The following is a 26,071-nucleotide window of genomic DNA, read 5'->3' on the forward strand; positions in this document are numbered from 1 at the left end:
GATAATGATTTGTGTCTGATGACGGTGAATGTTATCGTGTACTGCGCAACATTGATAATTATTTCATTTTTATAGGAATGTTTTGAGTGACAGTCTCTGCTTTTTTATCGCATCAGCCTAGAAAACGTTTTGGGCAAAATTTCTTACATGATCAGGTGATTATTGGGAGAATTATTGACAGTATTCATGCAGGTCGCGATGATTTGATGGTTGAAATTGGTCCAGGCATGGGCGCCATTACTGAGCCGTTACTCAAGGAAGTCAATCGCTTGACCGTTGTCGAGCTTGATACCGATTTGGCAGACAGCCTGCGCATTCGCATTGGCGCCAATAGCAATGATGGCTTAACCATTGTCAAAGCCAATGCCATGGAAGTGGATTACCGTGCGCTGTTCAAGCAAATCATTGGCGATAATCCTAATGATACAACCGACAAAAAAATGCGCATTGTCGGTAACTTGCCATACAATATTTCTACGCCGTTATTGTTTCATTTACTAAGTTTTGCCGATGTCATTGAAGACATGCATTTTATGCTACAAAAGGAAGTGGTTGATCGCATCACCGCAGAGGTGGATAGCCGAGAATATGGTCGCTTATCCATCATGATGCAGTATTATTGTGAAACCGATTATTTACTGACGGTGCCAAATGGGGCATTCAACCCCCCACCCAAAGTGACGAGTGCGGTATTTCGACTCAGACCTTATCAACAAAAACCGATTGTGGCTGACGATGAAAAGCTGTTTGCCCTTGTGGTGCGTGAGGCATTTAATCATCGCCGTAAAACACTGCGCGCGATTTTTAAAAAATCGCCGATTTTGCCTGCGGTCACAGAACACCAGCTTGTGGCATGGGGACTTAATCCCCTCGCGCGTCCTGAGACGTTATCAGTACAAGATTTCGTGACTTTAACTAACGGCATCGCGGCAAACTATATCGCAGCAAATGGTTAATTTTTTTGTAGCTGTTTAAAATTTTACTTTCAAGATGTATGAGGTGTTATGGGTTTTCGACATCAATTTGTCATTGGCGATATTCAAGGCTGTTATGCCGATTTGCAGGCACTGCTCAAGCAAATTGGGTTTGATGAACAGCAAGATAAATTATGGTTTGTTGGCGATATCGTGGCACGCGGTGAAGACTCGCTGAGCGCGCTACGTCTGGTAAAACGTCTTTGCCAAGCCGGTGCTGCCGAAATGGTGTTGGGCAATCATGATATTAACTTAATCGCGGTATGGCGTGGTGTTATAAAGATTAAGAAAAAGGATAGAACCCAAGCGATTTTTGACGCCCCAGATTGTGATGAACTACTCAACTGGCTTCGTCATCAGCCGCTGCTTGTCTATCCCAATGATAAAACCGTGATGGTGCATGCAGGCATCCCACCAAACTGGAGTATTACCCAAGCAGCCATGCATGCGTCAGAATTGCAAACTCAGCTGCAAAGTAGCTTATGGCAACTCGATAGACTGCTGCCAAACCTGTATAGCGATACCGCTGTTCCTTGGTCAAATATGCTGACAGGCTACGCGCGTATGCGAGCGATTTGCAATTATTTTACCCGTATGCGCCTATGTCAAATGAACGGCACACTAGAGTTTAGCTTTAAATCCAGTCTCGATGATAAAATGCCAGAGGGGTTTCGTCCGTGGTTTGAATGGCAAGTGCCACGCGAACGTAAAATCTTATTTGGTCACTGGGCGGCGCTAAAAGCCAAAGTGGATTTGGCGAATGCCAGAGCCACGGATGCAGGGTGTGTGTGGGGCGGCAGTATGATGGCATACCGCCTAGAAGATGAGCAGGTTACCTGTCAAACTTGTAAAGCAAAATAACCTTTCTTTGTAAAGCAAAATGACGCTAGAGTTACCGAGCGAGCTGCAGCAACTGTACAAATGCTTTGGGCAAACGGGTAGGGCGAACTTGGGTTTGCCCTTTTTGATCTTTACTAGTAGCCACACATACAATACTTATTTCGGCTTGGCTTAACAGCTGCTGGTGGTTATCATAAATCCGCTGCTCAAGCTGTAATGACGCAGATTTGCAGTCTGCTATCTCAATCACAACGGTGACTTCGCTATCAAGCAGAATCGGACGCACATAACGGATGTTGGCTTGGCTCACTACAAATTGGATATCAGGTTTGCCACTATCGCTATGGTGAGTAACGTCTTGACTCACAGCCTCGGCTGAATGCGCTTGATAAAAATAACTGGTCATCCCCAATGCACGTAACCAATCACGACGACAACGCTCAAACAGCTTTAAATGATTGGCGTGATACACAATCCCGCCTGCATCAGTATCTTCCAAATAAATACGGTATTGGGTCGCATAAACAGGCTGATTGCTTGACTGAGTGTGGGGCTGATTCTGGAGCTGGGTCACGTGCTATCCTTAGGTTGGTAATGTTAACAGTAAGTCAGTAATTTTTAAAAACGACAAAGTGATAGCATAAAAAAAAGAATGGCGTTAAACCATTCTTTTTTGAAAATGTGCCGTTTTTTATACCCACACTCATCAAGTCAATTGACGATGATTGACTTTATCTAATTTCAACGCTTCCAAATAACTGCGGATATGGGTGACGTAATCTAAGCACTGCACGTAACGGCTATTGCTTTGGCTATTAACTTTTAAATACTGATACACGGCTGCCCAATTGTTGCCATCAACACCGCGCTTTTCCAAAACCTGCTGGATATCTTTAATCGCTTGTGGACCCATATTGTAAGCCGCTAGGGTAAACCATACTCGATCCGATGCTGGCACTTGGGCAAATTCATGTTGCAGCTGACTGAGATACTTGGCGCCCCCTTGTATGCTCTGTGTCGGGTCAGTCCGATTATCAACGCCCATCGCATTGGCAGTGGCATTGGTCAACATCATGATACCGCGCACACCCGTTGGCGAAGTGGCTTCTGCATCCAGATGCGATTCTTGGTATCCCATTGCCACAAGCAGTTCCCAATCAAGTCGGTATTTGTTTGCTGTCTGCTTAAAAGATGGTTCATAAATGGGTAACACGCGTGTCATGGTATCGGCAAAATGTTGTTGATTAAACGGCTCTGCCAATGGTGTTTGACTATAAAACGCGGCTAAATGTTGGTTACGGGTGAGCGATTGACCGCCACAAAGGAAGTTTTTTACATCGTCGTTGAGTTTGACATCATTGGGGTTTAGCTGTATGGCAACATGTTCGTTGAGACCCTGCTGTGATAAATAATCTTTGTCGCAGCTTAGACTCAGCGATGATAACGCAGTCGCATTTTGATAATCTGACACATTGGTCAACGCAATATCGGCTTTGCCTGTTTTGACAGCCGCCATCGCGTCCGCATCATTGGCAAACACTTGGGTGCTCAGGGTGACATCCAATCGCTTGGCATAATGGCGCATGACATCATAGCCAAAGCCGTGCTCAAAACCATCTTGAGCAAAATAGGTGGTATTACCATTAACAGTGGCAATACGCAGCTGCTTTTGAGATAGGATACTATCAAAGGTCGCCATTTTTGGTGCCGCAACCACGCTAGTAGGTGAGGCAAAAGTATGAGCATTGTCGACTTTGTCAGTAATACTCACCTGGGTGGCAACATAAGCTAAGGGCAAACCAATCCCCATCACAGCTGCCAGCTTTTTACTGGCACTCAACCATTTTAGCGGCTTGATAAAGCGATTAATGAGCTGAGCGGACGGATTAGCCTGTTGCGCCAAATCTTGCACATGGCTAGGCACCACTGGCACACGTAACTGGGTAATTTTTGGCGATATCACCCCACCCAAACAAGGCTTGAATTGAATCGGAAAGAATTGCAAGCGTTTAAATTGGGTCGCGTATTTACTAAAGCGTAATAAAGGGTGTTGAAACGGGTATAAAGTTAAAGGGCTTAAAAATGCTTTGACCGACATCGAAATCGACGCAGGATAGGTCAAAGCCAAATCATCACAATACTCAAATGATGAGTTTAGCGGCATGTGTCACTCCACGGTGCACATACGTTAGATACGTTAAATTAATAAAAAACAACTATGCCAAATGAAAACATTTTGTGAAACTAAGAACCGAATCGATAGTTAAATCTAATACCCGTCAAACTAAGCACCAGTTAAACCTAGTACCAGTCAAAATAAGCACCAGTTAGCCAAGCCAAATAAGTACATGGCTTAATGCAACTACCTAACTCTATCCTAAATCTCACCAAAAAAGCTTCCATCCAAAATAGGTCGTTATTAACTTAACGCTAAAAAAAGAGCCAAACAGGTTGGCTCCCCTTATACCTAGGACGGTGATAACTCCCTATCCATCGTAGAGAACTATCGAAATAAATAATAATCAAGTACAACCCGAAAAAGGGTTAAAATTTTTGTAAGTACTGGCAAATTAAAAATTGTTTAATAAGCCCAAGCACTTACCTAAAGAATTTAACGTAGGGTAACGTATGGCACGCATAAAATAATAAACAATAACAATATTTACTGCATGGCATTACAGTTAGTTATATAAAACAATGGGGGTATTTTAGTGAAATTAAAGTTACGCGTCATGTTTTTGAACGTAACGAAAGGCAAATTTATGATAAAAAGCGTAAAAAACCCGCTAGAATGCAATTAACGGGTAATAATTAGTCAATAAATTGCCCGATTTTACACGGGATTATCGATATCGACAAAATCAACGGTCAAAGCAAGATTTTCTTTGACATAATTCCCCAATGCGAGTACGCCACCTCGCTCGGTGGCATGATGTCCACAAGCAAAATAATCAATACCCAGCTCACGCGCTATGTGAGTGGTTCGCTCTGATACTTCACCCGAGATATAGGCTTGACAACCCATTTGTGCCGCTTGCTCAATCATATCTTGTGCGCCACCCGTACATAGACCGATTCGCGAAATTGCTTGATTACCCCCAGATAGATGTAGGGGCAGACGGCTTAAGGTAGTCGATAGCTTGTTGGTGAGATTTGCAATCGACAACGGCGCTGCTAAATCCACGATATTACCAATCGGGTGTTTTTCATTAGGATATAGCGGCGACAAATCACTCCAGCCCAACGCTAGCGCTAATTGGGCGTTATTGCCCAATTGGGGATGGGCGTCTAACGGTAAATGATAAGCCAGTAAGGAAATACCGTGTTGCATCAACAAACGAATACGCCTACCTTTCATGCCAATTAACGGCGCAGGTTCCCCTTTCCAAAAATAGCCATGATGCACCAAAATCGCTTGGGCGTTGTGCGCAATCGCTTGTTCAATCAATGCCTCAGAGGCTGTGACACCGGTGAGGATGTGCTGTATCGGCTGTCCACCATCCACTTGCAGACCATTGGGACAATAATCTTGGAATTCATTAATTTTTAACAGCTCATTTAATCGATGAGCCAATTGAGTCGGACTCATTGAGGTCGCAGGTTGGTTCATTGTATTTTGCAAACTTGTATCTCTCAAAAAATGCATCATATTTTTACAGTGGTGAGTATTTTAACAGTCGTTCAGTGGTTCTAACGTCTGCAGTGTTTAACATACAGTATTTAATCGGTTATTTGGGTAGCTTGCTTGCCGTGTCATTTGGGGTGATATTATCGACCGCCTTTTGCACCACTTTTTCTTTAATTGCCTGTTTTTTCTCTGCAATTTCTTCATCGGTCAGTTTTTCCGTATGACTGATATTGTCGATATGGGGCGTAGTAGCATACGGCTGTTCTTCTGGCTGTGATGTCAGGGCAGTTTTATGTCCATGGTTATTTTTACCATCGTTTGCAATCGGTTTATCATCATAGATAATATTACCGTCGCTATCGATGAGCGCATACTTCATCGGCTGTTTACGCGGGATAAAAAAGTCAGAGGGTTGGGTCATCAAATGCGAAGCGACCAATTCAAATAAGAATTTCCACTCAAAGACTTTCACATTACGAGCGCGTAGGGCGGTCATTAAGGCGAGTGAAAAACTCACCAACAAGTTAATCATACCGATGACCATCACCCCAAATAGACTGACCAAAATAATACCGATTTCTGGAAACTCGCCCGTGTTGGCATAAATGTTAAAAATCCCGTGAATAAAGTTGGCGGACGCAAAGGCAATATGGCGAATATCGATCGGTAAGCCAAAAATATAACCGATGGTCGCCGTGCTACCCAAAAAGCAACCGAATAAAAAGTTACTCATAATCGCACCCAGATTGCGCTCGATAAAATCGCTAAAGCGCAATAACGTCACAGGTGTCATCATCCTTTTGAGGGTGGGTTGGTTGCGGATACGCTCACCGATTTTGTAGTGTACTGCAAGATTATCATAATAGCCTGCAATCAATCCTGAAATATACAGATACACCCCAGCAATCGCGGCATGAAAGATAGCAAGCGAGGTAAACGGGTTAAGATCATGCAGCAAGTGCTCTGCGCTAGCTTCCGATGTTAATGGACGACCCAGCCCATACAGCCACATGGATGAAATCAGTAGCGCAATCGGCATTGCAATTGAAATATTACCCATAATGGCAATAAATTGGGTGCGCATGATATCAACGACCAATTCGGTCAGCTTGGTAAATTGCGCCGCTTTGCGCCCTTTTACCTCTGAGATGGTCGAAGCAATGGCGGCAGCTGTCATGGCAGGCTGTTTGGTCGCCACTGTACCACCAATGATATGAATGGCCACAAAGCCAAGACCATAAATCATACTGTTTAAAAAAGCCACGCCAAACGGTGCCAAGGGTAGGGTCTTCCCTAGGATTTTAAGGGTCGCCATAAAGCCGATGAGTAAACCACCCAATGCCGCTTTTTTATACATACGGCGATAGCCCGCTTTATCGGTACTGATATAATGCTCGCCGACCTTACTGGCAGTCTCAGTCACACGGCGAGACAAAAGCGCGGTATTGATGCCAAATAAATATCTAAAACTACTGCGGTGGTATGAATCTTCATACAACGTGTTAATGAGCTCTATGATGGTTTTTTTCTTAATATGATCGTTGTCAGATAGTAGTGACACCAACAATTCAAGACGCTGCAGGCTTTGCTCAAGGCGCACCAACATATTGGTGGTACGCACAGTAATACCCGTTCGATGAATACGGCGACGGATGTTTTGCATCATACTGCGGGCTTGGTCGGTCAACACTAAAATTTGACTGCTATCCACCTCAGGCTGGGGCATCGCTTGCTCATCCCCTGGCTGCATGCTGAGCTGGTATTGACTGACAAATTCAGCGACTTCGCGATTCAGCGCAATAAAAGTATCTTGATTGTCAATCGGATTGGGAAACGCCTTTATTAAATCGGCATTGAGCCCGATGCCGTTGATACGCGCAGTTAAAATAGTAATGGCTTTGAGCACATTGGCTTCAAGCGCTTGCACCAATGCTTCTTTGCCTGCGGGTACTTTAAGGATGAGTATCAGTTCAATCCACCAACGCTCATGGATTAAGCGCACCCAGTAGCGGGTTTTTGGTGTGGCAAAAAACGCATTAAATAACCCAATCAAATCGCGGTCATCAGGTACGGAGGGTAAGAGCTTTTCACCGACCAAATCAAAAAATTGCGAAGTAAAGCCAGCATCTGACAAGATACCCAAATCCGTGTATAGCGACACCTGACGATAACGATTAATCAGGGTAAGCATAAACACACAAAACCCTTCTGCCCACACACGATTGCCGCGCAGTAGCCGAATAAATAGCTCCATCTGCTCATTGGCAGTTGTAGCATCATCTGCACGGTTGCGCAGGGTATCTAGCAGTTGTTTAAATAGGGTAACTTGCGGAAAATCACGCAGCGCATTGATTTCGTTTAAAATAGTAGTTAAACGCGCTTCTAGGGTCGGCATCACCTTTAATTGGTCTGCCATATCCGCCGCATCATAACGATGTTGGGCATTGAGTAAAGCATCTTGATTATTAGGTTGCGATAAATTCGTCAAACTAACCTCGAAGTAAACAGAAAATTGAATCGTTTTTTTAAATAGGGTGAATCACAACTATAAGAAAAAATACGAAAATAGATATCCTAAGATGAAAATTTAATCGACTCATCAGAAAAAATCCATCATTTATTTGCAACAAAAATCTTATGGGCTGAGGTTTTAAAGACAGTAAAGGATAAAATAACGCTACGTGTTACCGCATTCATGTCTTCGAGAAAACAACCTGACTGATTATCCTAATTGATTATCTAGCCGCAGCGATTATACTATGGTTACTCTGTTGACTGATTTTTTTCTATGGCATCGACTATAACCTTTCAATCAAAAAGCACCAAACAACCCAATACCGAATCAACACCCAATGAAGTAACCCAATACTACTATCCAGATCCCGTCAATCAACAGGTGATACAGCAGTGGCTGTTTATGGATTTACTGCCGTGGCAACAGTCAACTTGGCAGTATTTGACCACCCATCTACACGCCTTGCCGCACGCAATGTTGTTTGCAGGCAATGCAGGGACGGGGAAACGCGCCTTCGTCTATCGGTTTGTCGCATGGGCTTTGTGTGAGAATCAACGGCACAATGTACAAGGTGTCACAACTGCCTGTGGGCAATGCCAAAGTTGCCAATGGCTGATCGCCAATACCCACCCCGATCTTTATCAAATTCCCACACCCACCGTGGCGCGTGACGCGTCGCCTAAACCTAAAGCAAACAACGCCCTCGTGGCGCAAGCCCCAACCCATCAGTCAGGTTATAGCATCAAGATTGACGAAATTCGTGAATTACAGCCCTTTGTCACGCAATCGAGTGGCGGATTAAGAATCGTGGTTATTCACCAAGCGGATGCGATGACGCTAGCCGCCAGTAACGCGCTCCTTAAGACCTTAGAAGAGCCTGCCGAGAATGTGTTGATGCTGTTAATTAGCGATAGTCCTTCGCAGTTACTGCCAACGATTCGCTCTCGGCTACAGTCATTTTCGGTGAGCCATGTGACCCCCGATCAGTCAATGCAAGCGATGCAGCGGTTATTGCCAAATACCGATACTGCAACGCTACAACAAGTGAGTGAATTGTCTGGTTATGCGCCTTTTTTGGCACTGCAAATGTTAAACAGCGAATGGTATCAACACCGCCAAACTTGGATAAACAGCTTTCAAGCGGTTCGTAGTGGGCAACGTACGCCTGTACAAGCCAGCAACTATTGGCAAAAAACGCTGACATTGACGGACTTTTTATACTTGTCGCAAGCCTTATTAGTACCATTGGGGCAATTTGCCGTCGGTATCTCAGCGTCATCCAATGACTTAGATTTTGGCAAACTGCAGCCAGCACCGACATTAAAGCAAATTAGCCAGTTACAGTGGGTTATCGATCAAATCTGGCAAGATAGACAGCAACATATCCAAGATAAGTTATGCTATGATAAAATTTTTAGCACCATGCTTGATTGCTAATCTATTCAATTATCTATATTACCCAATTATCTATATTACTTATCATTCACCATACGTTAGTAAAAGGAACAGTGATTATGGCAATGCCATCTCGTGGCGGTATCACCACCATTAACTATGATACGATCGAAAAATTGTATGCGAGCTACCTGCCTTTTATTGAAAACGGTGCGTTATTTATTCCTACAAACCAGCAGCAACAACTAGGCAGTCAAACCTTTGTAGCAATCACTTTGCCAAATTCGAGTGAGAGAATGCCGCTGCATGGCAAAGTGGTGTGGGTCAACCACCGCGCACAATCACAGCGCCCCGCAGGCTATGCGCTACAGCTTGGCAAAGACGAAGCAGGTTTACGCATCAAAAACGAAGTCGACCGCCTGTTAGCGGGTCATATCAGCTCCGATAAACCCACCTTCACGCTATAAATTCTAGAAACTGTTGAACCTTTGGCAGTTTTAGCCGGTGATTGTTAAAGCCAGCGATTGTTAAAGGTGAGCTTATGCTTAATCCTATAAGTCGCTAGCTTTTTTTCTTCTATCGCACAATGGTTAATCATCACTCCGCTTATCGGTGCATTTCTCATTTTCTGCGCATTTTTTCATTGGCAAAAAATGATACGTAATTTAGTCAATCCTTGTGTCAAATTACTTGTATAAAATAGCTTTCAGGCGTAAAATATACGACTATTTTTGCTTTGTTCCTAAGAATGGCATGTCACAATCGTTAACGCAACCGTCTTTTGATGTAACTGCAAGCCTGCCCGTCATCACCGTTGATGGCTCAAGTGGTGCAGGTAAAGGTACATTGACGGCAAGACTGGCAAAGCTGCTGGATTATCAAATTTTAGATTCAGGGGCGCTATATCGGATTGTGGGGCTTGCAGCTCACCAAGCGGGTTTGTTAATGGACAACATTGATGAAACTGCGCTAGCTGATTTAACCCAATCGTTGAAAATTGAGTTTGCAGCCGCAAAAGCGGGTTCTGAGCATGTGACAGTGCTCGTGAATGCCAACGATGTGAGCGAAGTGATTCGCACCGAAGAAGTGGGTAACTTTGCATCAAAAGTCGCGGTATTCCCGAAGGTGCGTCAAGCGCTATTGGATTTACAAAAAAATATGGCAACGTCGCAAGGCAACTCAAAAAAGGGTTTGATTGCAGACGGGCGTGATATGGGAACAGTGGTTTTTCCCGATGCGCCGCTGAAAGTTTATTTGATCGCATCCTCTGAGGCACGAGCCGCGCGCCGTGTCAGTCAGTTGACCAACGCTGGCAAACAGGCAGATTTTGACGAAATTTTGGCACAAATTATTGCCCGTGATGAGCGTGATAGTACACGCAGTGCCTCACCGGCTAAGCCTGCCGATGATGCGATAGTGATTGATAGCTCAGCCATCGATGCTGAGCAAGTGTTTAACCAAGTTTGGCAGCTATGTGTTGAACGTGGTTTGACAATTAACTAGGTGTTTTTAAAAGTTTTATCGATTTTTTATAGGCACTAAAACCAGCCTTATGTTTATAAAAAATCTTAATTTGAACCGTACTGTGCTGGACAGGCTACGGCTATACAAAGGTAAATTTTATGATGGAATCATTTGCTGAACTGTTTGAAGCAAGCCAAGTACTTGATGTAGAACGCGGTGCAGTTATCTCTGGTCAAGTAGTTGCGATTGATAGCGACTGGATTACCGTAGATACGGGTCTAAAATCAGAAGGTATCGTTGCGCGTTCAGAATTTTTGAATGAACAAGGCGAGCTTGAAGTAGCAGTTGGCGACCAAGTTCAAGTCGTTGTAGATGCGGTTGACAATGGCATGGGTCAAACCCTATTGTCACGTGAAAAAGCAAAACGTGCTGAAACTTGGAACGTACTTGAAAAACTTTACGAAAACAATGAGATCGTAACCGGTCTTATCTCTGGTAAGGTTAAAGGTGGTTTCACGGTTGATATCGGTTCAGTACGTGCGTTCTTACCAGGTTCATTGGTGGACACTCGCCCAGTACGCGACACCGCGCACTTAGAAGGCAAAGAGCTAGAATTTAAAGTCATCAAACTGGATCAAAAACGCAACAACGTCGTTGTTAGCCGCCGCGCTGTGATGGAATCTGAAAACTCAGCAGAGCGCGAAGCGCTACTATCTAACCTTGAAGAAGGTCAAGAAGTGGTCGGCGTGGTGAAAAACTTGACTGATTACGGTGCATTCGTAGACCTAGGTGGTATCGATGGTCTATTACACATCACAGATATGGCATGGCGCCGTATCAAGCACCCATCAGAAGTGGTTGAAGTGGGTCAAGAATTAAAAGTTAAAGTATTAAAATTTGACCGCGAACGTAACCGTGTCAGCTTAGGTCTAAAACAATTAGGCACTGACCCATGGCAAGACGTTCTTAACAACTATCCAAAAGGTACTAACGTTAAAGCACGTGTAACTAACCTGACTGACTATGGTTGTTTTGCTGAAATTGCTGATGGTATCGAAGGCTTGGTACACGTTTCTGAAATGGATCATACCAACAAAAACATCCATCCTTCAAAAGTGGTACAAATCGGTGACGAGATCATGGTTCAAATCCTTGATATTGATGAAGACCGTCGTCGTATTAGCCTAGGTATCAAACAAACCATGCCAAACCCATGGGAAGAGTTTGATAAGAACCACCAAAAAGGCGACAAAGTATCTGGTACTATCAAATCAATCACTGACTTTGGTATCTTTATCGGTTTAGAAGGTGGTATTGATGGTCTAGTTCACTTATCAGACCTTTCTTGGACTGAAAGCGGTGAAGAAGCGATTCGTAACTACAATAAAGGCGATACCGTTGAAGCGGTCATCTTGTCTGTAGACGCAGAAGCTAACCGTATCAGCTTAGGTATCAAACAACTTAACAGCGACCCATTCAATGAATACCTAGTATCAAATGATCGTGGTGCGGTAGTGAAAGGGGTAGTGACTGACGTTGATGCCAAAGGCGCTAAAGTAAAACTAGCTGCTGATGTAGAAGGCTACTTACGTGCTTCAGAAATCCAACAAGACAAAGTAGATGATGCGACCACTGTACTGAATGTCGGTGATGAAGTTGAAGCGAAAATTGTCAGCGTGGATCGTAAAACACGCGGTATCAACTTATCAGTTCGTGCAAAAGACGAAGCAGAGCAACGTGATGCTATCAAAGCATTAAGTTCAAATGCAGCGGCTGATACACAACCAAAAACCATTGGTGACTTAATCAAAGAGCAACAACAAAACCAATAATCGGTTTTGTGAGCAATAAAAAAAGCGACTAATTTAGTCGCTTTTTTTATTTTCACCTTTTAGGTAACAAAATGAAAGATTTAGTCTAAAAAAAGACGACGAATTTAAGGTGGTTTTGTTATAATATGCGAAGAAAAGTAATGAAATGTAATTTTTCATTATTAGAATTGTTAATAGATTGTTGGATGAAATTGGACTGTAACGAAGTTTTTAAAACCATCATTCTGTAATTTAGACTACGACAGTTACGTTTAGCGTGTTAGGGGTAGTATGGAAAAAGTGTTAAACAAATCTGATTTGATCACTAGATTATCAAGTGAATGTGAGAATATACCAGAAAAAACCATTGAGGATGCCACCAAGCAAATCATTGATTTGATGGTCGATACCTTATCTCAAAACGGACGTGTCGAAGTACGCGGTTTTGGTAGTTTTAGTTTGCATCATCGTGAGCCACGTGTGGCACGCAACCCTAAAACAGGCGAGAAAGTTACCGTGAAAGCAACAGCGATACCTCATTTTAAACCTGGCAAAGCATTGCGAGAGGCGGTTAATCATCATCGTTAGTTGCGGTTTTTGAGTCATTTAACGTTATTGAACTTACGTTATGGTTTAATATATGATTGATCAAAAGAGAGTGGACAAAAAATCCACTCTTTTTTTTGAATTATCTGTAATAATAGTGGCATTCAAAAATGTAGATTAATTAAAATAACCAAGGAGAAAACTATGCGTTATCTGTTAGCGATTTTGTTGTTCGTGGTCGTTGGTTATTCATTGATGCTGGTATTGGTGAATAACAACCAAGTCGAAGTAAATTTACTGTTTAGCCAAGTACCACAAATGAGTTTGGGGTTACTGCTGATTATTAGCATTGTTTTAGGGGTCATCGCGGGACTATTGATAGGTGTGATTTTATTTCGTGTGTTACAGATGAAGCTGGAAAATCAGCGTTTATCTAAAGAGTTAAAGCAAACCCAAGAAAAATTGATGCAAACGCAGCATAATTATGAACAGCATTTAGCGCAAACCAGCAATGCAACGATTGCCCCTACCGCAGCCAACCCTAATTTACCACCCTTACGATAAGCAATCCATACTATCGGGTTAAAAAAAGAGTCAGTTTGTTATGAATCAAGTGGCAGTACCGCAAGCAACATCACTCATCAAATCAGCCATCCAGTCACCCATTATTGTGGCATTGGACAACATGAATGACCGTCAGGCATTAAGCTTGGCAGATAAATTGGACCCTACATTGTGCCGGGTGAAAGTTGGCAAAGAGCTGTTTACCAAATATGGTAATAGCTTAGTGACATCCTTACATCAGCGTGATTTTGAGGTATTTTTGGATTTAAAATTTCATGATATCCCCAACACCACCGCGCACGCAGTCTTAGCAGCGGCTGATTTGGGGGTATGGATGGTCAATGTCCATGCCAGTTCCGGGCGTACTGCCATGCAAACGGTGAAAGCGCGTTTATCGGCGCAACACTACCAAACCTTAGTGATTGCGGTGACGGTGCTAACTTCTATGTCACAGCAAGATTTGGCTGAAGTGGGCATCACCGACTCGGTAGAAAATCATGTTAAGCGACTAGCATTATTGACTCAGCAATCTGGGCTTGATGGGGTGGTTTGCTCTGCACAAGAAGCCACTATGCTTAAACAGCTTTGCGGCAAGGATTTTCTGTTGGTCACCCCAGGTATCAGGCTGCTAGAAGACGCCAGTAATGATCAAACGCGGATTTGCACGCCCAAAGATGCCATAGTAAATGGGTCTGATTATTTGGTCATTGGGCGGTCAATTACGGCAGCAGCGGATCCCACCGTAAAACTGCAATATATCCTGGATACGTTAAAATAATCAATTTCGAGTCATGTATGCCAGTACGTTTTCAAGTGTTAAGTGATTTACATATTGATAGCTATGCAAAAAGGGATTTGCCCATTGGTAAAATCCCTGATATAAATGCCGATGCTATTTTAGTAGCGGGCGACACATCCAATGGGCTGTTGGGCATTGAATGGCTCATCGGCGAATCGAAGCGACTTGAAAAACCAATTTTTGTGATTGTGGGTAATCATGAATATTTTGGTCATAATATTCTTGAGTTAGATGCCCAAATAAAGGCATTGACGCAAGATACGCAAGTACATTTTTTACAATGCGCGAGCTTTGAATTTATGGGTGTCAGAATCATTGGTACAACGCTTTGGACGGATTATCAATATCAACCACAAGATAATACGTTGGAGATTGCTCAGCAGTTTATGCGCGATTACCGCGAAATTTATCATGATAACCGACTGTTAACGCCCCAAGATACTGTAGCTATTCACCAGCGGCAGCGGGCATGGTTGCAAAACGCCTTAAAACAAAGCCAAAAAGATCCGATGCCCACCGTGGTCATGACACATCACAGCATTAGCCCATTATCTATCGCACCAAAATATGCCAATTTCCCCAGTAATGCGGGATTTGTCGTTGATTTGAGCGAATGGCTACAGAGCGACTTTGCGCCTGATGTTTGGCTGCATGGACATACCCATGAAGCCTTTGATTATCAGCAAGGTCATACACGTGTTATTGTCAATCCCAGAGCCTACCCCAATGAAATCAGTAGTACCGGGATAGTTTTTGACTGGCATAAGGTCATTGAAGTCATGGTATGATTGGCACGTTTGCCCCAGTGATATCCCATTTAATCGCTTAAATTTTTTGACCTCATCAATTTATAGTATCAATTTATGGTGCAAAGATAAAAAGATATAAGGAATGCGTATTTAAATGTCTAATTCAATCAACACCATGCCTGCTCACTTACCGCCCAGTATGATTGACTCGGTTAAGCTACTGCCGAAAAATGAGCGATTAATCCTATTTACCCGCCATTCATTGCGCGAAATGTCAGATAAAAATGGCTTTGCCAGTTATGCCTTGCCACTGACACCAAAAGGTAGAGTATTGGCGGAGTCTTGGGGGCGTTGGTTGGCTGCTAACTTAGATTACTCGATGGATGTAGATAGCATCAGTAGCCCGATAGAACGTTGTATTGATACCGCAATTTTAATGCAAGCAGGGGCTGGCATCTCTAGAAATGTGTCGCACCAATCGCTGTTGGTAGAGCCAGGTAGTTTGGTCGTTGACCATGAAGAAGTGAGTAAGGTATTCAAACAAATTGGTGCGCTCAATTTTATCAATCGTTTTTTGGCGGGCGACATGGCAGGGATTAAAGCACCACATAAAGGCGGTTTGGATTTATTAGCGCTTTTTTTTCAGCATCAGCCAAAGCACGGACATTTATTACTGGCGGTTAGCCATGATACGCTATTGTCAGCGTTCTTAGCGGTGATAATGGGCGTGGGTGAAATTAGCTGGGATGACTGGCCAAAAATGATGGAAGGGGTGTTTTTGTGGTTTGATGATAAACCCTTTAGTGAGGCAAAAGTACATTTTATTTGGCGCGGGCAGTGCTATGAACGCCGATTGATTGAATTGTTAGACCCATTTTCACCCTCTTATCCGTTAAAAGACTAATCAAAACCCAACAAAACCATAAAAATAAAGGTAGGACTTCATCCTACCTTTTTTGACACAGTCAACCTTTAAACATATTTATGTTTTAATCAAACATGTTTGCCTTTTAAATGATTAACCAAATTTTCAATTTGCTGCGCATGATTGCGAAGTTTATCCTCAATGCCACTAAACTGGTCTTTTAGCTTATCATCGACCTCATGAATACGCTGGGCAAACTCATTTTTTTTCATCTCAATGGCTTGCGTTTTTAACGCTTGCCATTCTGCAATCGTTTGTTTAAAAGCTTGTTGTTCACTGTTTAAACGATCTTTTATCACTTGAAAATCACTGGTTAAATTCCCTGAAAAAGTCGCAACTTTTTTCTCAGCACGTTTGAATGCCATTTCTGTTTGCGCATGCTGAATGGTAACATCTGGGACACGTTTTAAATCCCAAGTCAAACCGATTTTTGACAAGCCATAAATAATCCATTTGCTAGGATCATATTGCCACCATTTTACCCCATTGCGATAGTCGTATTGGAAAAAGTGGTGGTAGTTATGATAGCCTTCGCCCCAAGTGAAAATCGCCAGAATCGGATTATCACGCGCGGTATTGGTATCGGTATAAGGACGGGTGCCAAACATATGGCAAAGCGAATTGATAAAGAAAGTAAAATGATGGCTTAACACCAAGCGCAGTAGCCCTGCGAGTACTAAGGTACCTGCAAGATCACCCACCATCCAACCAAACAGCGCTGGCAAGCCAATATTGGCCAATAAAATCCACACGGCATAATATTTATCTTGCGCCACTAACACAGGATCAGCTTTTAAATCTGGGATATTTTTGTAGTCATAGTGCCCGCTTGGGTAGTTTTTAAGCATCCAGCCGATATGTGAGAACCAAAAGCCACGCTTGGCAGAGTAGGGGTCTTGATAGATATCGTCGACGTGGCGGTGGTGCAAACGGTGACCTGCACACCAGTCAAATACCGAGCCCTGAACAGCTAACGTGCCGCCAATCAGAAAGAACCATTTGACAATCGGATGCGCTTGGTAAGTACGATGTGACCACAAACGGTGATAACCGACAGTGATACTTAACCCATTCCAAGCCATAAAGAATGCGAAAATTGCCCAAACTTGCCAACTGACGCTATGTGTCCACAAGTAATAAGGTACAATCAATAAAGCCGCCAAAGGCGTGCTAATTAAGACAAACGCAGGGATCCAATTGATGGGCGCGTTTTCAAAAGATTGAGGTTGTGCCATAGAGATAAATGTCCTGAGGATGATCAAAATACGACATGTATTTTTTTAATCATTTACGCTATATTGTACTGAAAAAATGGAAAAAAGTGAACACATATACACTCAAATTCCCGACAATTTTTACTAAATTGATATCGATAAACTTACTGTAATATGAATGCTTTAGCCAAAAAATTCAATTAAAAATTTTAGCTACAAAGATATTTTAGACAGACGGTAAAGTTTTGGTTTGACAAATAATCCGAAAGCAAGTTTGCCGCTCACTTGGCGCATATTCTAGATTGGCATAGTTTGCCTGACAAAAGGCCTGCGATAAGTAAAGTCCCAGACCCGTGCCCTGATTATCGGTGGTAAAAAACGGATTAAATAAATACTGAATATTTTCTTTGGCAACGCCGTGACCCGTATCTATCACATCGATATGAATAGATTTGCCAGATTCATACACTTCAAGGGTGACAAAAGCATGAGGCTGGGTTTTGCTACTAAAACGCAGCCCGTTATTGATGAGGTTGACCAAAATCTGTGCTAACTGATGGTTATCAAACATAAAGCCTTTATCCGTACGGCAGTGCAGGAAAATATCATGGCCGCTAAAGTTTTCTTGTATAAAATCGTTTAGCCAAGTTTTGGGTTCAATATAAACAAAATTAGGGCGCTGCTGACGAGATAATTTAAGCACATCTTCGATGATTTTATTGACCCGAATGGTTTGGTGATAAATCATCTCATATAGCAGAATATTATCATCGGATAAGCCGCTGTCATCCTCATTAACTTCTTCCATTAATAATTGACTGGCTTGGCTAATGGTTGCTAGTGGGTTACGAATCTCATGGGCAATACTGGCGGATAATTGCCCTAGTGACGCAAGTTTTAACTGCTGCGCACGGCTAAACTCATGGCGTAAATCTTCAATAAAAATAATGGCATATTGCTGTCTTAATTGGGCGATACGAAGTCGCAAGTCATTAAAACTTTGGTGATTGGGCTCAATGCCAACGGCTAAAGGTGTACGAGTGGTCGGTACATCGAGCCGCACTATTAAAGTTGCTTCAGGCTCTTGAATGATGGGTGCAAGTCTCGCGGCTAATAGGGGGGAAATATATAGTAAATTAAAATTATCAAGTGTCTTTGGCAGATGTAATTGGTCGATTGCGGTATCATTGGCGATAAAAATTTCTAAATCGTGGGATAGTACTACCACGCCTTGGTCAATGATTTGCACAATTTTATTGTTAATGGCATTTAGGGCATTGACCTCATTGACTTGGCGCTCAGAGAGCCGCTCAATTTGTTTAAGCCGTTTGGATAACGTATAACTTAAATAAGCCACCCCGATAAAGCTAATCGCCATCGAAGCCACGTTATTGACTAGCGCGTAGTTAACATCGCTTTTTAGGGTTTGATAAAACTGCTGATAAATAACCAGCGTGATGGCAAAAATAGTCAGCAAAATAGCTTGGTTGGAGCGCACCAACATAAAAGCTGCGGCAACTTGCACCAAAAACAGCAAAATTACTTGTAAATCATTACCACCGCTAAAATACAACAAGGTAGTGAGTACCAGTGCATCAACGATTAGCCCGACCATCAAAAGCGGATTTTTGGGATAAAAGTAATACAAAATAAATAAAGCAATACTAAAGAAAAAATAGAAAAAGGTAGGGAAAAGATTAATCAATACCCAATAGTCATGCTGGGCACTTTTTAACGCCAACATAAAACTAAAGGAAAAAAAGATAGCAATAATAATGCGGTAACCATTGTAGACGTTACCGATTTTTTTGGTTTTATCGTGGGTGCTTGGCTTGTCAAATAGCGATGAAAACGCAGGATTGGTAATCATGGTTTAGGGTTGAATCAAACCGTGACGCATAGCTAAGTGAGTAAGTTTGACATCACTGTCGATATTAAGCTTTTCAAAAATACGATAGCGGTAGGTATTGACTGTTTTGACACTCACAAACAACTGATCGGCGATTTGCTGTGGACTTTTGCAATTGACCACCATCATCGCTACCTGCATTTCTCGCTCACTTAGCGCATCAAATGGCGACTCTGAATTGTCAGTGAATAAAATATCAGCAAGCTGCTCGGCAACATCGGCACTAAAATAACGCCCGCCTTGGTGGACTTTTTTGATGCCTTTAATCATCTCATCAAGCGGTGTCCCTTTGGTGATATAGCCACTCACCCCTGCTTTGATGAGCATGGATGGGTAGGGCTGCTGAACTAGAGAGCTGACCGCCAAAATCTTGGTATTTTTATCGGTTTGCAGCAAGCGCTTGGTGACTTCTAATCCGCCAATGGTAGGCATATTGACATCAAGTAACACCACATCGGGTTTTAATTGTTTGGTTTTGATAATCGCGGTTTCACCATCAGCAGCTTCACCAATTACATCAATGTCAGGGCTATCTGACAGCATCCGTACGATACCCATTCGGACTAAATCATGATCGTCAACGACCAATACTCTAATCATCATTTTTTATCTCCACCGCGCTTATCTTTGCTTATCTTTATGCCAACAAAGTTTTGTATCAACAAGACTTTATATAAAAAAGAGTCAGCTAAAAAAACTCATTTTTCAATAATAACTGTCTATCCCCAAGTTTTTATATTAGCACAGTTAGCGATTTAAGGCGTGAGTTACTGTCTTAAATGTGACGAGATTTTTTGTTCATGTTATGGGTAAATTTAGGTAGGCAAATTTGGGCACATGACTAAAATTCGCTTAACTTGCCCAATAGCTTTATAATAGTCAGCATTCAAACCTTTATTACTGCTAAAAAAATGCGAATCCCATTATGAGAATTAGAAAGCTGTTTAAATTTGAAAATGCCCATATCGTGCGCAATTGTAGCTCCGATCGCTGTAAGTACTCGATTCATGGGCATAGTTACCAAATCGAGCTGATTTTAGAAGCGCACCGCCTCGATCACGGGCAAATGGTGTACGATTTTGGGCTGTTAAAATCATCGATCAAAGACATCATTGATAGTTTTGATCATGCTATTTGTTTTTGGGATAAAGATGACCCCGACTATATTGACGCCTGTAAAAAATTTAGCGCGCGCTGGATTAGTTTGCCTGTTTCGCCCTCGGCAGAGCAGTTTAGCCGCGTGGTATTTTTTTGGGCAAGAGAAATCTTAAAACAAACCCAAATGCAAAACGGCGAAACCGATGTCAGAGTGTATTCCGTCATCGCCCACGAAACAGCGACAGGTTATGCACAGTGCTTTGAAGAGGATGTCGATAATGCCCAAATGGGCGCGTTGACGCTGGGTGATTTTGAATTTAGCGAGCAAGTAAAAGCTGAATGGCATGACCCAAACATGTATGACAAATTAAAAAAAGGCGAAAAATTTGTCAATCCGACAGTGGTTTTACAAGTTGACTAAGCTGTTGGTATTTGACGGGGTTGTTGTAACGTTTTTTGATTCAGGACAAACATGGGGAAAGCTGGGAAAATCGACATGAATAAAACTATCCTCTTAAAATCCGAAACCGACACCCAAGCCTTAGCTAAAGAGCTTGCCGAGATGAATTTAACCGGTAGCGTTTGGCTGTCGGGTGATTTGGGTGCGGGCAAGACCACGCTTACTCGCTATTGGCTACAGGCAATGGGTCATACAGGCGCGGTAAAAAGTCCGACTTTTACCCTGGTTGAACCTTATCGTATTACGCAGGACGATGGTACAATTAAGCCGGTTTACCATACCGATTTATACCGCCTAAATGATCCTGAAGAATTGGAATTTATCGGTTTTTATGAATATCAAGATGAGCCAAATAGTTTGGTGATTATTGAATGGGCGAGTCGGGCAGCAGGCTATTTGACGCCGCCCAATGCCACCCTTGATATCAAACGCCTTGATGATGAACAACGAGAAGTGACAATAAGTTTTGCCTGACAACCGTATTCATAAATTATCCCCACTGCTTATCAACCAAATCGCCGCTGGCGAGGTAGTGACGCGCCCTGCTTCTGTGGTCAAAGAACTGATTGAAAATGCTATCGATGCCAACGCTACTCATATTCGCATCGATATCGAACAAGGCGGCCTTGGGCTAATTCAAATTAGTGACAACGGCATGGGGATTCATCCTGATGACATGACGCTTGCAGTCACTCGCCATGCCACCAGTAAACTTGCTAATGTCAGTGAGTTGGTTGGTATTCATAGTTTAGGCTTTCGCGGCGAGGCACTAGCGAGCATTGCAGCGATATCGCATCTGACCTTAACTAGTAGTCACAACGACAGCGGTATAGGGCAACAGCTGAGCGTGAGCGGTAGTGAGGTAAGCCAAGCTACTATTCGTCCTATCGTAAAACATCGCGGCACATGTGTCAGCGTTCGTGACTTATATTTCAATGTGCCAGGCAGACGCTCGCACCTAAAAAGTATCGCCACAGAATTTGCCCATATTGAACAAGTCGTGCAGCGATTAGCGATTAGTTTTGCCGATGTGGAGATTGAATTATATCATCAAGACAAATTGCGTTTTAGCTTAACGCAGTCAGCCCAAGCCCCTCACCAAAATTTAGAGGGTGCTGCATTGCCTTTTTTGCCCGCTTTTAGTTTGGCGCGGCTTGAACAAGCGTTAAATTTGCCATTGGCTGACATTGCACAGCCATTTTATTTATCACTGCAAGGTTTACAAGCACAGACAGACGATTTAAGTGCCCAAGTCACCGGCTGGTTTTTTATCGCCCATAAGAATAATCTGCCAAAACTGATTTATATCAATCATCGTTTGGTCAGTGATTTGGCGATTAGTCAAGCCCTACAAAAAGTGGGTCGCAAGCTAGGTATTGGTAACGACAATTCGCTACAAATGGGCTATGCGTTGTCTTTTGAGCTGCCTGCCGAGTGGATAAATGTCAATATTCACCCAAGTAAACAACAAGTGAAAATCCAACCATTCGCCAATATATTAGCTTGGTTGTCTCAGCATATGCTACAACAACTGCAGCCTAAAATGACTGCGCTAAACACCCTGCAACGGCAAGCTTGCATGACAAAAACTGATGACAGTAACGTCGATAAATTTCAAAACTTGCCTGCGGGTGAAGCTACGTCCATTCAGTATATAAATCCTAATGAAAAACCCACTAATCACATAACTCACGTTGCCGAAAATCAGTCGATGTATCAACTAGCAACAAAGGGTGCGGTTGATAAGTTAACGGATAGCGACTCGATACAGCTAGTGACCTTATTTGAAAACAAGCATGAATTTGAAAGACAGCATCAATGTGAAAACCAGCATCAAACTTTTGCTTTAATTTTTTGGCAAGGATATTTTTATCTGCTTGATTTACAATATCATCATATAGACAATTATGATAAAGCCTATGTTCAATCTTATTTAAATCAAGCAGATTTTAACTATATTGCCGACAATGCCATTCGAGTCAGTGAAACTGACATGCTACAATGGCTGCTGTCGCATTCGCATTTACCTAATCCCTAGTAACCTTAACAATCCCCAGAATAAGCTATGATAACAGCCAACAAACAAGACGTGATTTGCCTTATAGCACCTACTGCCAGCGGCAAGACAGCGTTGGCGTATGAACTCTATGAAACAGGCAAATATCGTCTTATTTCGGTAGATTCTGCTTTGATTTATCGGGATATGAATATCGGGACTGCCAAACCGACACGTGAAGAATTGGCAAAGTATCCACATGCGCTTGTTGACATCATTAGTCCTGAGCAAAGCTATAGCGTTGCCCAGTTTGTCAACGATGTGGACTATCATATCAATCTTGCGCATCAGCAAAATAAAACACCTGTACTGGTGGGTGGAACGATGATGTACTATATGGCACTGATTCAAGGTATCAATGATATCCCAGCAACCTTGCCAGCGACTCGCCAACAAGTCACCCAAATGATTGCCAAGCAGGGGATTGAACAGCTGCATGCTTATTTAACCCAGGTAGATCCTATCCTTGCTAAGCAACTCAGAACCACAGACACCCAAAGAATTGGCAGAGCGGTCGAAATCTATCTACAAACAGGTAAGCCATTAAGCGCTTGGCAGAATCAGCCCGCTAGGGCATTGGCTGATAACCCACATCAGCGTTGGCAAATTTTAGCTGTGATGCCAGATCGTGATTGGTTACACAAGCGTATCGCACTTCGCCTAGATATGATGTGGCAGCAAGGCTTTTTACAAGAAGTGATTGCGCTGCGACAACAGTATCACCTCACGGCTGATCTGCCATCCATGCGCTGCGTTGGCTACCGGCAAGCTTGGGATTTTTTAGAAAAAATACAAAATACAACAGTGTTTACACATGATAATAATGAAGAAAATTTTCATGATAATGTGGCGCTTTCTTTACTAAACACGCACAGCTCCCCAATTGAAGATTATAGACAAACTATGCAAAATGAGGCATTATATGCTACAAGGCAGCTAGCAAAACGCCAATATACATGGATGCGTAAGCTAGTAAGTACACAACAATTGGTTGAGCGGTTTGCTATAAAACCCTTGACAACTATTGATCAGGCAAGAACGCTGCTAATAAAAACAAGTTAAAAGCAGTGCTATGCTTGGGTAATACTATCTAAGCGCTTGTCTAGTATAGCTTTGACCATCCGTGTTAAGCCAATAAGCTGTCATTTAAGGTATAATTAAAAAGTCGTCTAAAAATATAATAATTTAACTAACTTTCTGTTTATTTCTGGGAGAAACCTATGTCAAAAGGTCAAACACTACAAGACCCTTTCTTAAACTCTTTACGCAAAGACCGTATTCCAGTGTCTATTTTTTTAGTCAATGGTATCAAGCTTCAAGGTCAAATCGAGTCTTTCGATCAATATGTGGTGTTACTCAAAAACACTGTCAGTCAAATGGTCTATAAACACGCCATTTCAACTGTAGTACCAGCCCGTAATCCACGTTCAGCCACACCAATGCCAGGGGCAAGTGGCTACGGTCAATCTAGCCAAATGGGCTTTGGTCAAGCAGGCGGTTTTGAACAATCAGGCTATGGCGCAAATCGCACGGGGTTTGCTAATCGGGGTGGGTTTGGCGATCGCGGTTTTGATGGCGGCGGTTATGACAATGACCAACGTGGCTATCCGCAGGAACGTACAGGGTTTGCGCAAGCACCGTATGATCGCAGTGGTTTTGCTGACCGTGGTTTTGATAGCGGCTATGACAATATGAATTTTGAGCCTACCAAAGACGATGCCAACTTTGACGATGATGCAAACGGTAATGGTGAAGACAAGTATTAATTTTTAAATTCCAAACATGATATTACGTGGCGAACCCTATCAGTGTTCGCCATTTTTTATAGCTTTTATAGCTTATTTTTTATAGTGTATTTGGGGCTGATTTAGCAATGCCTAGATTGTTAATACAAACTCGATGAAATGTTGTCAAAATATGTATTTTCGGACTTATCCCGTGAATATTGGCTGAAATTACGCTATGATAATCAGACTTTAAAAAATTTTAAATTTTTAGCTTTAAAGATTGTTTATGCTAACTATTAAACGCCCTAATAAGCGTATAGCAATAATCGCATAAAGATAAGTGCCTGAAAAAAGCGCACCAACAGCCATCTTGAAAAATTAGTGAGGAATTATCTTGGATGCATCGGTTGATTATTTAAAGCATGCCAAAGACGCTATCAAAACAGAACAACATGCTTTAGATTTGCTGATTGAACAGCTAGATGAACGATTTGTGACTGCTTGCCATTTGATTGAAAACTGTCAGGGGCGTGTGGTGGTGACAGGCATGGGTAAGTCAGGGCTTATTGGTCGCAAAATTGCAGCGACTTTTGCCTCAACGGGAACGCCGTCTTTTTTTATGCATCCTGGTGAAGCAGGTCATGGCGACCTTGGCATGTTGGTCAAAGGTGATGTGTTAATTGGCATCTCGAACTCAGGTGAGTCAGATGAAATCCGCACGTTACTGCCTGTGGTAAAAAAACTGGGCATTCCGCTCATTAGTATCAGCCGCGACAAACGCGGTATTTTGCCAAGATCTGCCGATGTAGCTTTGACTTTAGGGGCGTCTGAAGAAGCTTGTCCCCTTGGGTTAGCACCGACATCAAGTACCACAGCTACTTTGGCACTAGGAGATGCGTTAGCGGTGGCGTTGGTGCATAGTAAGCATTTTACCTCAGAAGATTTTGCTTTATCACACCCTGCAGGGGCATTGGGTCGCAAATTATTGACCCAAGTAAAAGACTTGATGCATGTAAATAACCTGCCAACCATTGATGAGCATTCGACGCTTAACGAAGCCTTGTTTAGTATGACGGGTGGTAGACTGGGGATGACGGTAATTACAAATGCGAATAATCAAGTCGTGGGCGTATTCACCGATGGCGACTTGCGCCGTAGCTTAGCGCGCCAATTGGGGCTTGATACGCCGATTAGTCAGGTGATGTCAACCAATCCAAAGTCCGTCAATCCTGATGTTCGTGCGTCTGATGCGCTCACATTAATGAATGAACAAAAGATAAATCAGCTATTAATCATTAATGATGATAAGACTTTGGCGGGTATTTTGACCTTGCATGAGCTACTGCATGCGGGTGTGAATTAATAGGCTTAAAGTAATTAGGCTTAAAATAATAAGG

Annotated in this window: 24 protein-coding genes; 17 read left to right on the forward strand and 7 right to left on the reverse strand. The window is 42.7% G+C overall.

All coding sequences use genetic code 11. From position 1 onward, the window contains the following. The first annotated feature begins 86 nt into the window (after nt 1–86). On the forward strand, nt 87–956 hold the full coding sequence (gene rsmA, locus RTJ53_RS11260; RefSeq protein ID WP_312276997.1) for a 16S rRNA (adenine(1518)-N(6)/adenine(1519)-N(6))-dimethyltransferase RsmA: 870 nt from the start codon (nt 87–89) through the stop codon (nt 954–956). Between the two features lie 48 nt (nt 957–1,004). Next, nucleotides 1,005–1,835, forward strand: a complete 831-nt coding sequence (locus tag RTJ53_RS11265) for a symmetrical bis(5'-nucleosyl)-tetraphosphatase (protein ID WP_312276998.1) — start codon at nt 1,005–1,007, stop codon at nt 1,833–1,835. A gap of 31 nt (nt 1,836–1,866) precedes the next feature. Here the strand turns inward: RTJ53_RS11265 and RTJ53_RS11270 are convergent, their stop codons facing one another. The 4 genes from RTJ53_RS11270 to RTJ53_RS11285 all read right to left on the reverse strand — a co-directional run bounded on the left by RTJ53_RS11270 (nt 1,867) and on the right by RTJ53_RS11285 (nt 7,930). Next, entirely contained in the window at nt 1,867–2,388 is a 522-nt protein-coding gene (locus RTJ53_RS11270) for a thioesterase family protein (protein ID WP_312276999.1), read from the reverse strand. A 132-nt stretch (nt 2,389–2,520) separates the two neighbouring features. Then, on the reverse strand, nt 2,521–3,978 hold the full coding sequence (locus RTJ53_RS11275; RefSeq protein WP_312277000.1) for a transglycosylase SLT domain-containing protein: 1,458 nt from the start codon (nt 3,976–3,978) through the stop codon (nt 2,521–2,523). A gap of 669 nt (nt 3,979–4,647) precedes the next feature. Then, complete coding sequence (locus RTJ53_RS11280; protein ID WP_409418168.1) at nt 4,648–5,424, reverse strand: Nif3-like dinuclear metal center hexameric protein; 777 nt, start codon at nt 5,422–5,424, stop codon at nt 4,648–4,650. 118 nt (nt 5,425–5,542) lie between these two features. Continuing rightward, nucleotides 5,543–7,930, reverse strand: coding sequence for a site-specific recombinase (locus tag RTJ53_RS11285; RefSeq protein WP_312277001.1), 2,388 nt, complete (start codon nt 7,928–7,930; stop codon nt 5,543–5,545). Between the two features lie 300 nt (nt 7,931–8,230). Between RTJ53_RS11285 and RTJ53_RS11290 the strand changes: the two genes are divergently transcribed. From RTJ53_RS11290 to RTJ53_RS11330, 9 genes are all read left to right on the forward strand, one after another. Then, entirely contained in the window at nt 8,231–9,394 is a 1,164-nt protein-coding gene (locus RTJ53_RS11290; RefSeq protein WP_312277002.1) for a DNA polymerase III subunit, read from the forward strand. Between the two features lie 77 nt (nt 9,395–9,471). Further along, complete coding sequence (locus RTJ53_RS11295) at nt 9,472–9,819, forward strand: PilZ domain-containing protein (RefSeq protein WP_312277003.1); 348 nt, start codon at nt 9,472–9,474, stop codon at nt 9,817–9,819. 286 nt (nt 9,820–10,105) lie between these two features. Beyond that, entirely contained in the window at nt 10,106–10,855 is a 750-nt protein-coding gene (gene cmk / locus RTJ53_RS11300; protein WP_312277004.1) for a (d)CMP kinase, read from the forward strand. A gap of 122 nt (nt 10,856–10,977) precedes the next feature. Then, on the forward strand, nt 10,978–12,648 hold the full coding sequence (rpsA, locus tag RTJ53_RS11305; protein WP_312277025.1) for a 30S ribosomal protein S1: 1,671 nt from the start codon (nt 10,978–10,980) through the stop codon (nt 12,646–12,648). A gap of 270 nt (nt 12,649–12,918) precedes the next feature. Next, a complete protein-coding gene (locus RTJ53_RS11310; RefSeq protein WP_036603685.1) occupies nt 12,919–13,215 on the forward strand; it encodes an integration host factor subunit beta in 297 nt (98 codons plus the stop codon). 162 nt (nt 13,216–13,377) lie between these two features. Beyond that, nucleotides 13,378–13,737 carry a lipopolysaccharide assembly protein LapA domain-containing protein gene (locus RTJ53_RS11315; RefSeq protein ID WP_312277005.1) on the forward strand — a complete coding sequence of 120 codons (360 nt, stop codon included), beginning with the start codon at nt 13,378–13,380 and terminating at the stop codon, nt 13,735–13,737. 76 nt (nt 13,738–13,813) lie between these two features. Then, complete coding sequence (gene pyrF, locus RTJ53_RS11320) at nt 13,814–14,515, forward strand: orotidine-5'-phosphate decarboxylase (RefSeq protein WP_312277026.1); 702 nt, start codon at nt 13,814–13,816, stop codon at nt 14,513–14,515. A gap of 17 nt (nt 14,516–14,532) precedes the next feature. Continuing rightward, nucleotides 14,533–15,324, forward strand: coding sequence for a metallophosphoesterase (locus tag RTJ53_RS11325; RefSeq protein WP_312277006.1), 792 nt, complete (start codon nt 14,533–14,535; stop codon nt 15,322–15,324). Nucleotides 15,325–15,439: 115 nt separating this feature from the next. Beyond that, nucleotides 15,440–16,189 carry a histidine phosphatase family protein gene (locus RTJ53_RS11330; protein ID WP_312277007.1) on the forward strand — a complete coding sequence of 250 codons (750 nt, stop codon included), beginning with the start codon at nt 15,440–15,442 and terminating at the stop codon, nt 16,187–16,189. A gap of 89 nt (nt 16,190–16,278) precedes the next feature. Here RTJ53_RS11330 and RTJ53_RS11335 read toward each other — a convergent pair whose 3' ends face one another. From RTJ53_RS11335 to RTJ53_RS11345, 3 genes are all read right to left on the reverse strand, one after another. Beyond that, nucleotides 16,279–17,445, reverse strand: a complete 1,167-nt coding sequence (locus tag RTJ53_RS11335) for an acyl-CoA desaturase (RefSeq protein WP_312277008.1) — start codon at nt 17,443–17,445, stop codon at nt 16,279–16,281. A gap of 205 nt (nt 17,446–17,650) precedes the next feature. After that, nucleotides 17,651–19,294 (reverse strand): sensor histidine kinase, encoded by a 1,644-nt coding sequence (locus tag RTJ53_RS11340; protein WP_312277009.1) that lies wholly within the window; start codon nt 19,292–19,294, stop codon nt 17,651–17,653. Between the two features lie 3 nt (nt 19,295–19,297). Then, the gene (locus tag RTJ53_RS11345; protein WP_036603711.1) at nt 19,298–19,933 is read right to left on the reverse strand and encodes a response regulator; all 636 of its coding nucleotides are present in this window, start codon (nt 19,931–19,933) and stop codon (nt 19,298–19,300) included. A gap of 325 nt (nt 19,934–20,258) precedes the next feature. On the opposite strand from RTJ53_RS11345, the gene RTJ53_RS11350 reads away from it, so the two are divergent. The 6 genes from RTJ53_RS11350 (at nt 20,259) to RTJ53_RS11375 (ending at nt 26,037) form a co-directional block, all read left to right on the forward strand. After that, the gene (locus tag RTJ53_RS11350; RefSeq protein ID WP_312277010.1) at nt 20,259–20,852 is read left to right on the forward strand and encodes a 6-pyruvoyl trahydropterin synthase family protein; all 594 of its coding nucleotides are present in this window, start codon (nt 20,259–20,261) and stop codon (nt 20,850–20,852) included. Between the two features lie 75 nt (nt 20,853–20,927). Continuing rightward, a complete protein-coding gene (gene tsaE / locus RTJ53_RS11355; RefSeq protein WP_312277011.1) occupies nt 20,928–21,365 on the forward strand; it encodes a tRNA (adenosine(37)-N6)-threonylcarbamoyltransferase complex ATPase subunit type 1 TsaE in 438 nt (145 codons plus the stop codon). Then, the gene (gene mutL / locus RTJ53_RS11360; RefSeq protein ID WP_312277012.1) at nt 21,358–22,929 is read left to right on the forward strand and encodes a DNA mismatch repair endonuclease MutL; all 1,572 of its coding nucleotides are present in this window, start codon (nt 21,358–21,360) and stop codon (nt 22,927–22,929) included. The genes tsaE and mutL overlap by 8 nt, the downstream gene beginning before the upstream one ends. A gap of 27 nt (nt 22,930–22,956) precedes the next feature. After that, on the forward strand, nt 22,957–24,009 hold the full coding sequence (gene miaA / locus RTJ53_RS11365; protein WP_312277013.1) for a tRNA (adenosine(37)-N6)-dimethylallyltransferase MiaA: 1,053 nt from the start codon (nt 22,957–22,959) through the stop codon (nt 24,007–24,009). A gap of 158 nt (nt 24,010–24,167) precedes the next feature. After that, nucleotides 24,168–24,713, forward strand: coding sequence for an RNA chaperone Hfq (hfq, locus tag RTJ53_RS11370; RefSeq protein WP_036593488.1), 546 nt, complete (start codon nt 24,168–24,170; stop codon nt 24,711–24,713). Between the two features lie 355 nt (nt 24,714–25,068). Beyond that, nucleotides 25,069–26,037 (forward strand): KpsF/GutQ family sugar-phosphate isomerase, encoded by a 969-nt coding sequence (locus RTJ53_RS11375; protein WP_224053619.1) that lies wholly within the window; start codon nt 25,069–25,071, stop codon nt 26,035–26,037. Nucleotides 26,038–26,071 lie beyond the last annotated feature (34 nt).

It is taken from the genome of Moraxella sp. CTOTU46711 (assembly GCF_031975715.1).
Classification (GTDB): domain Bacteria; phylum Pseudomonadota; class Gammaproteobacteria; order Pseudomonadales; family Moraxellaceae; genus Faucicola.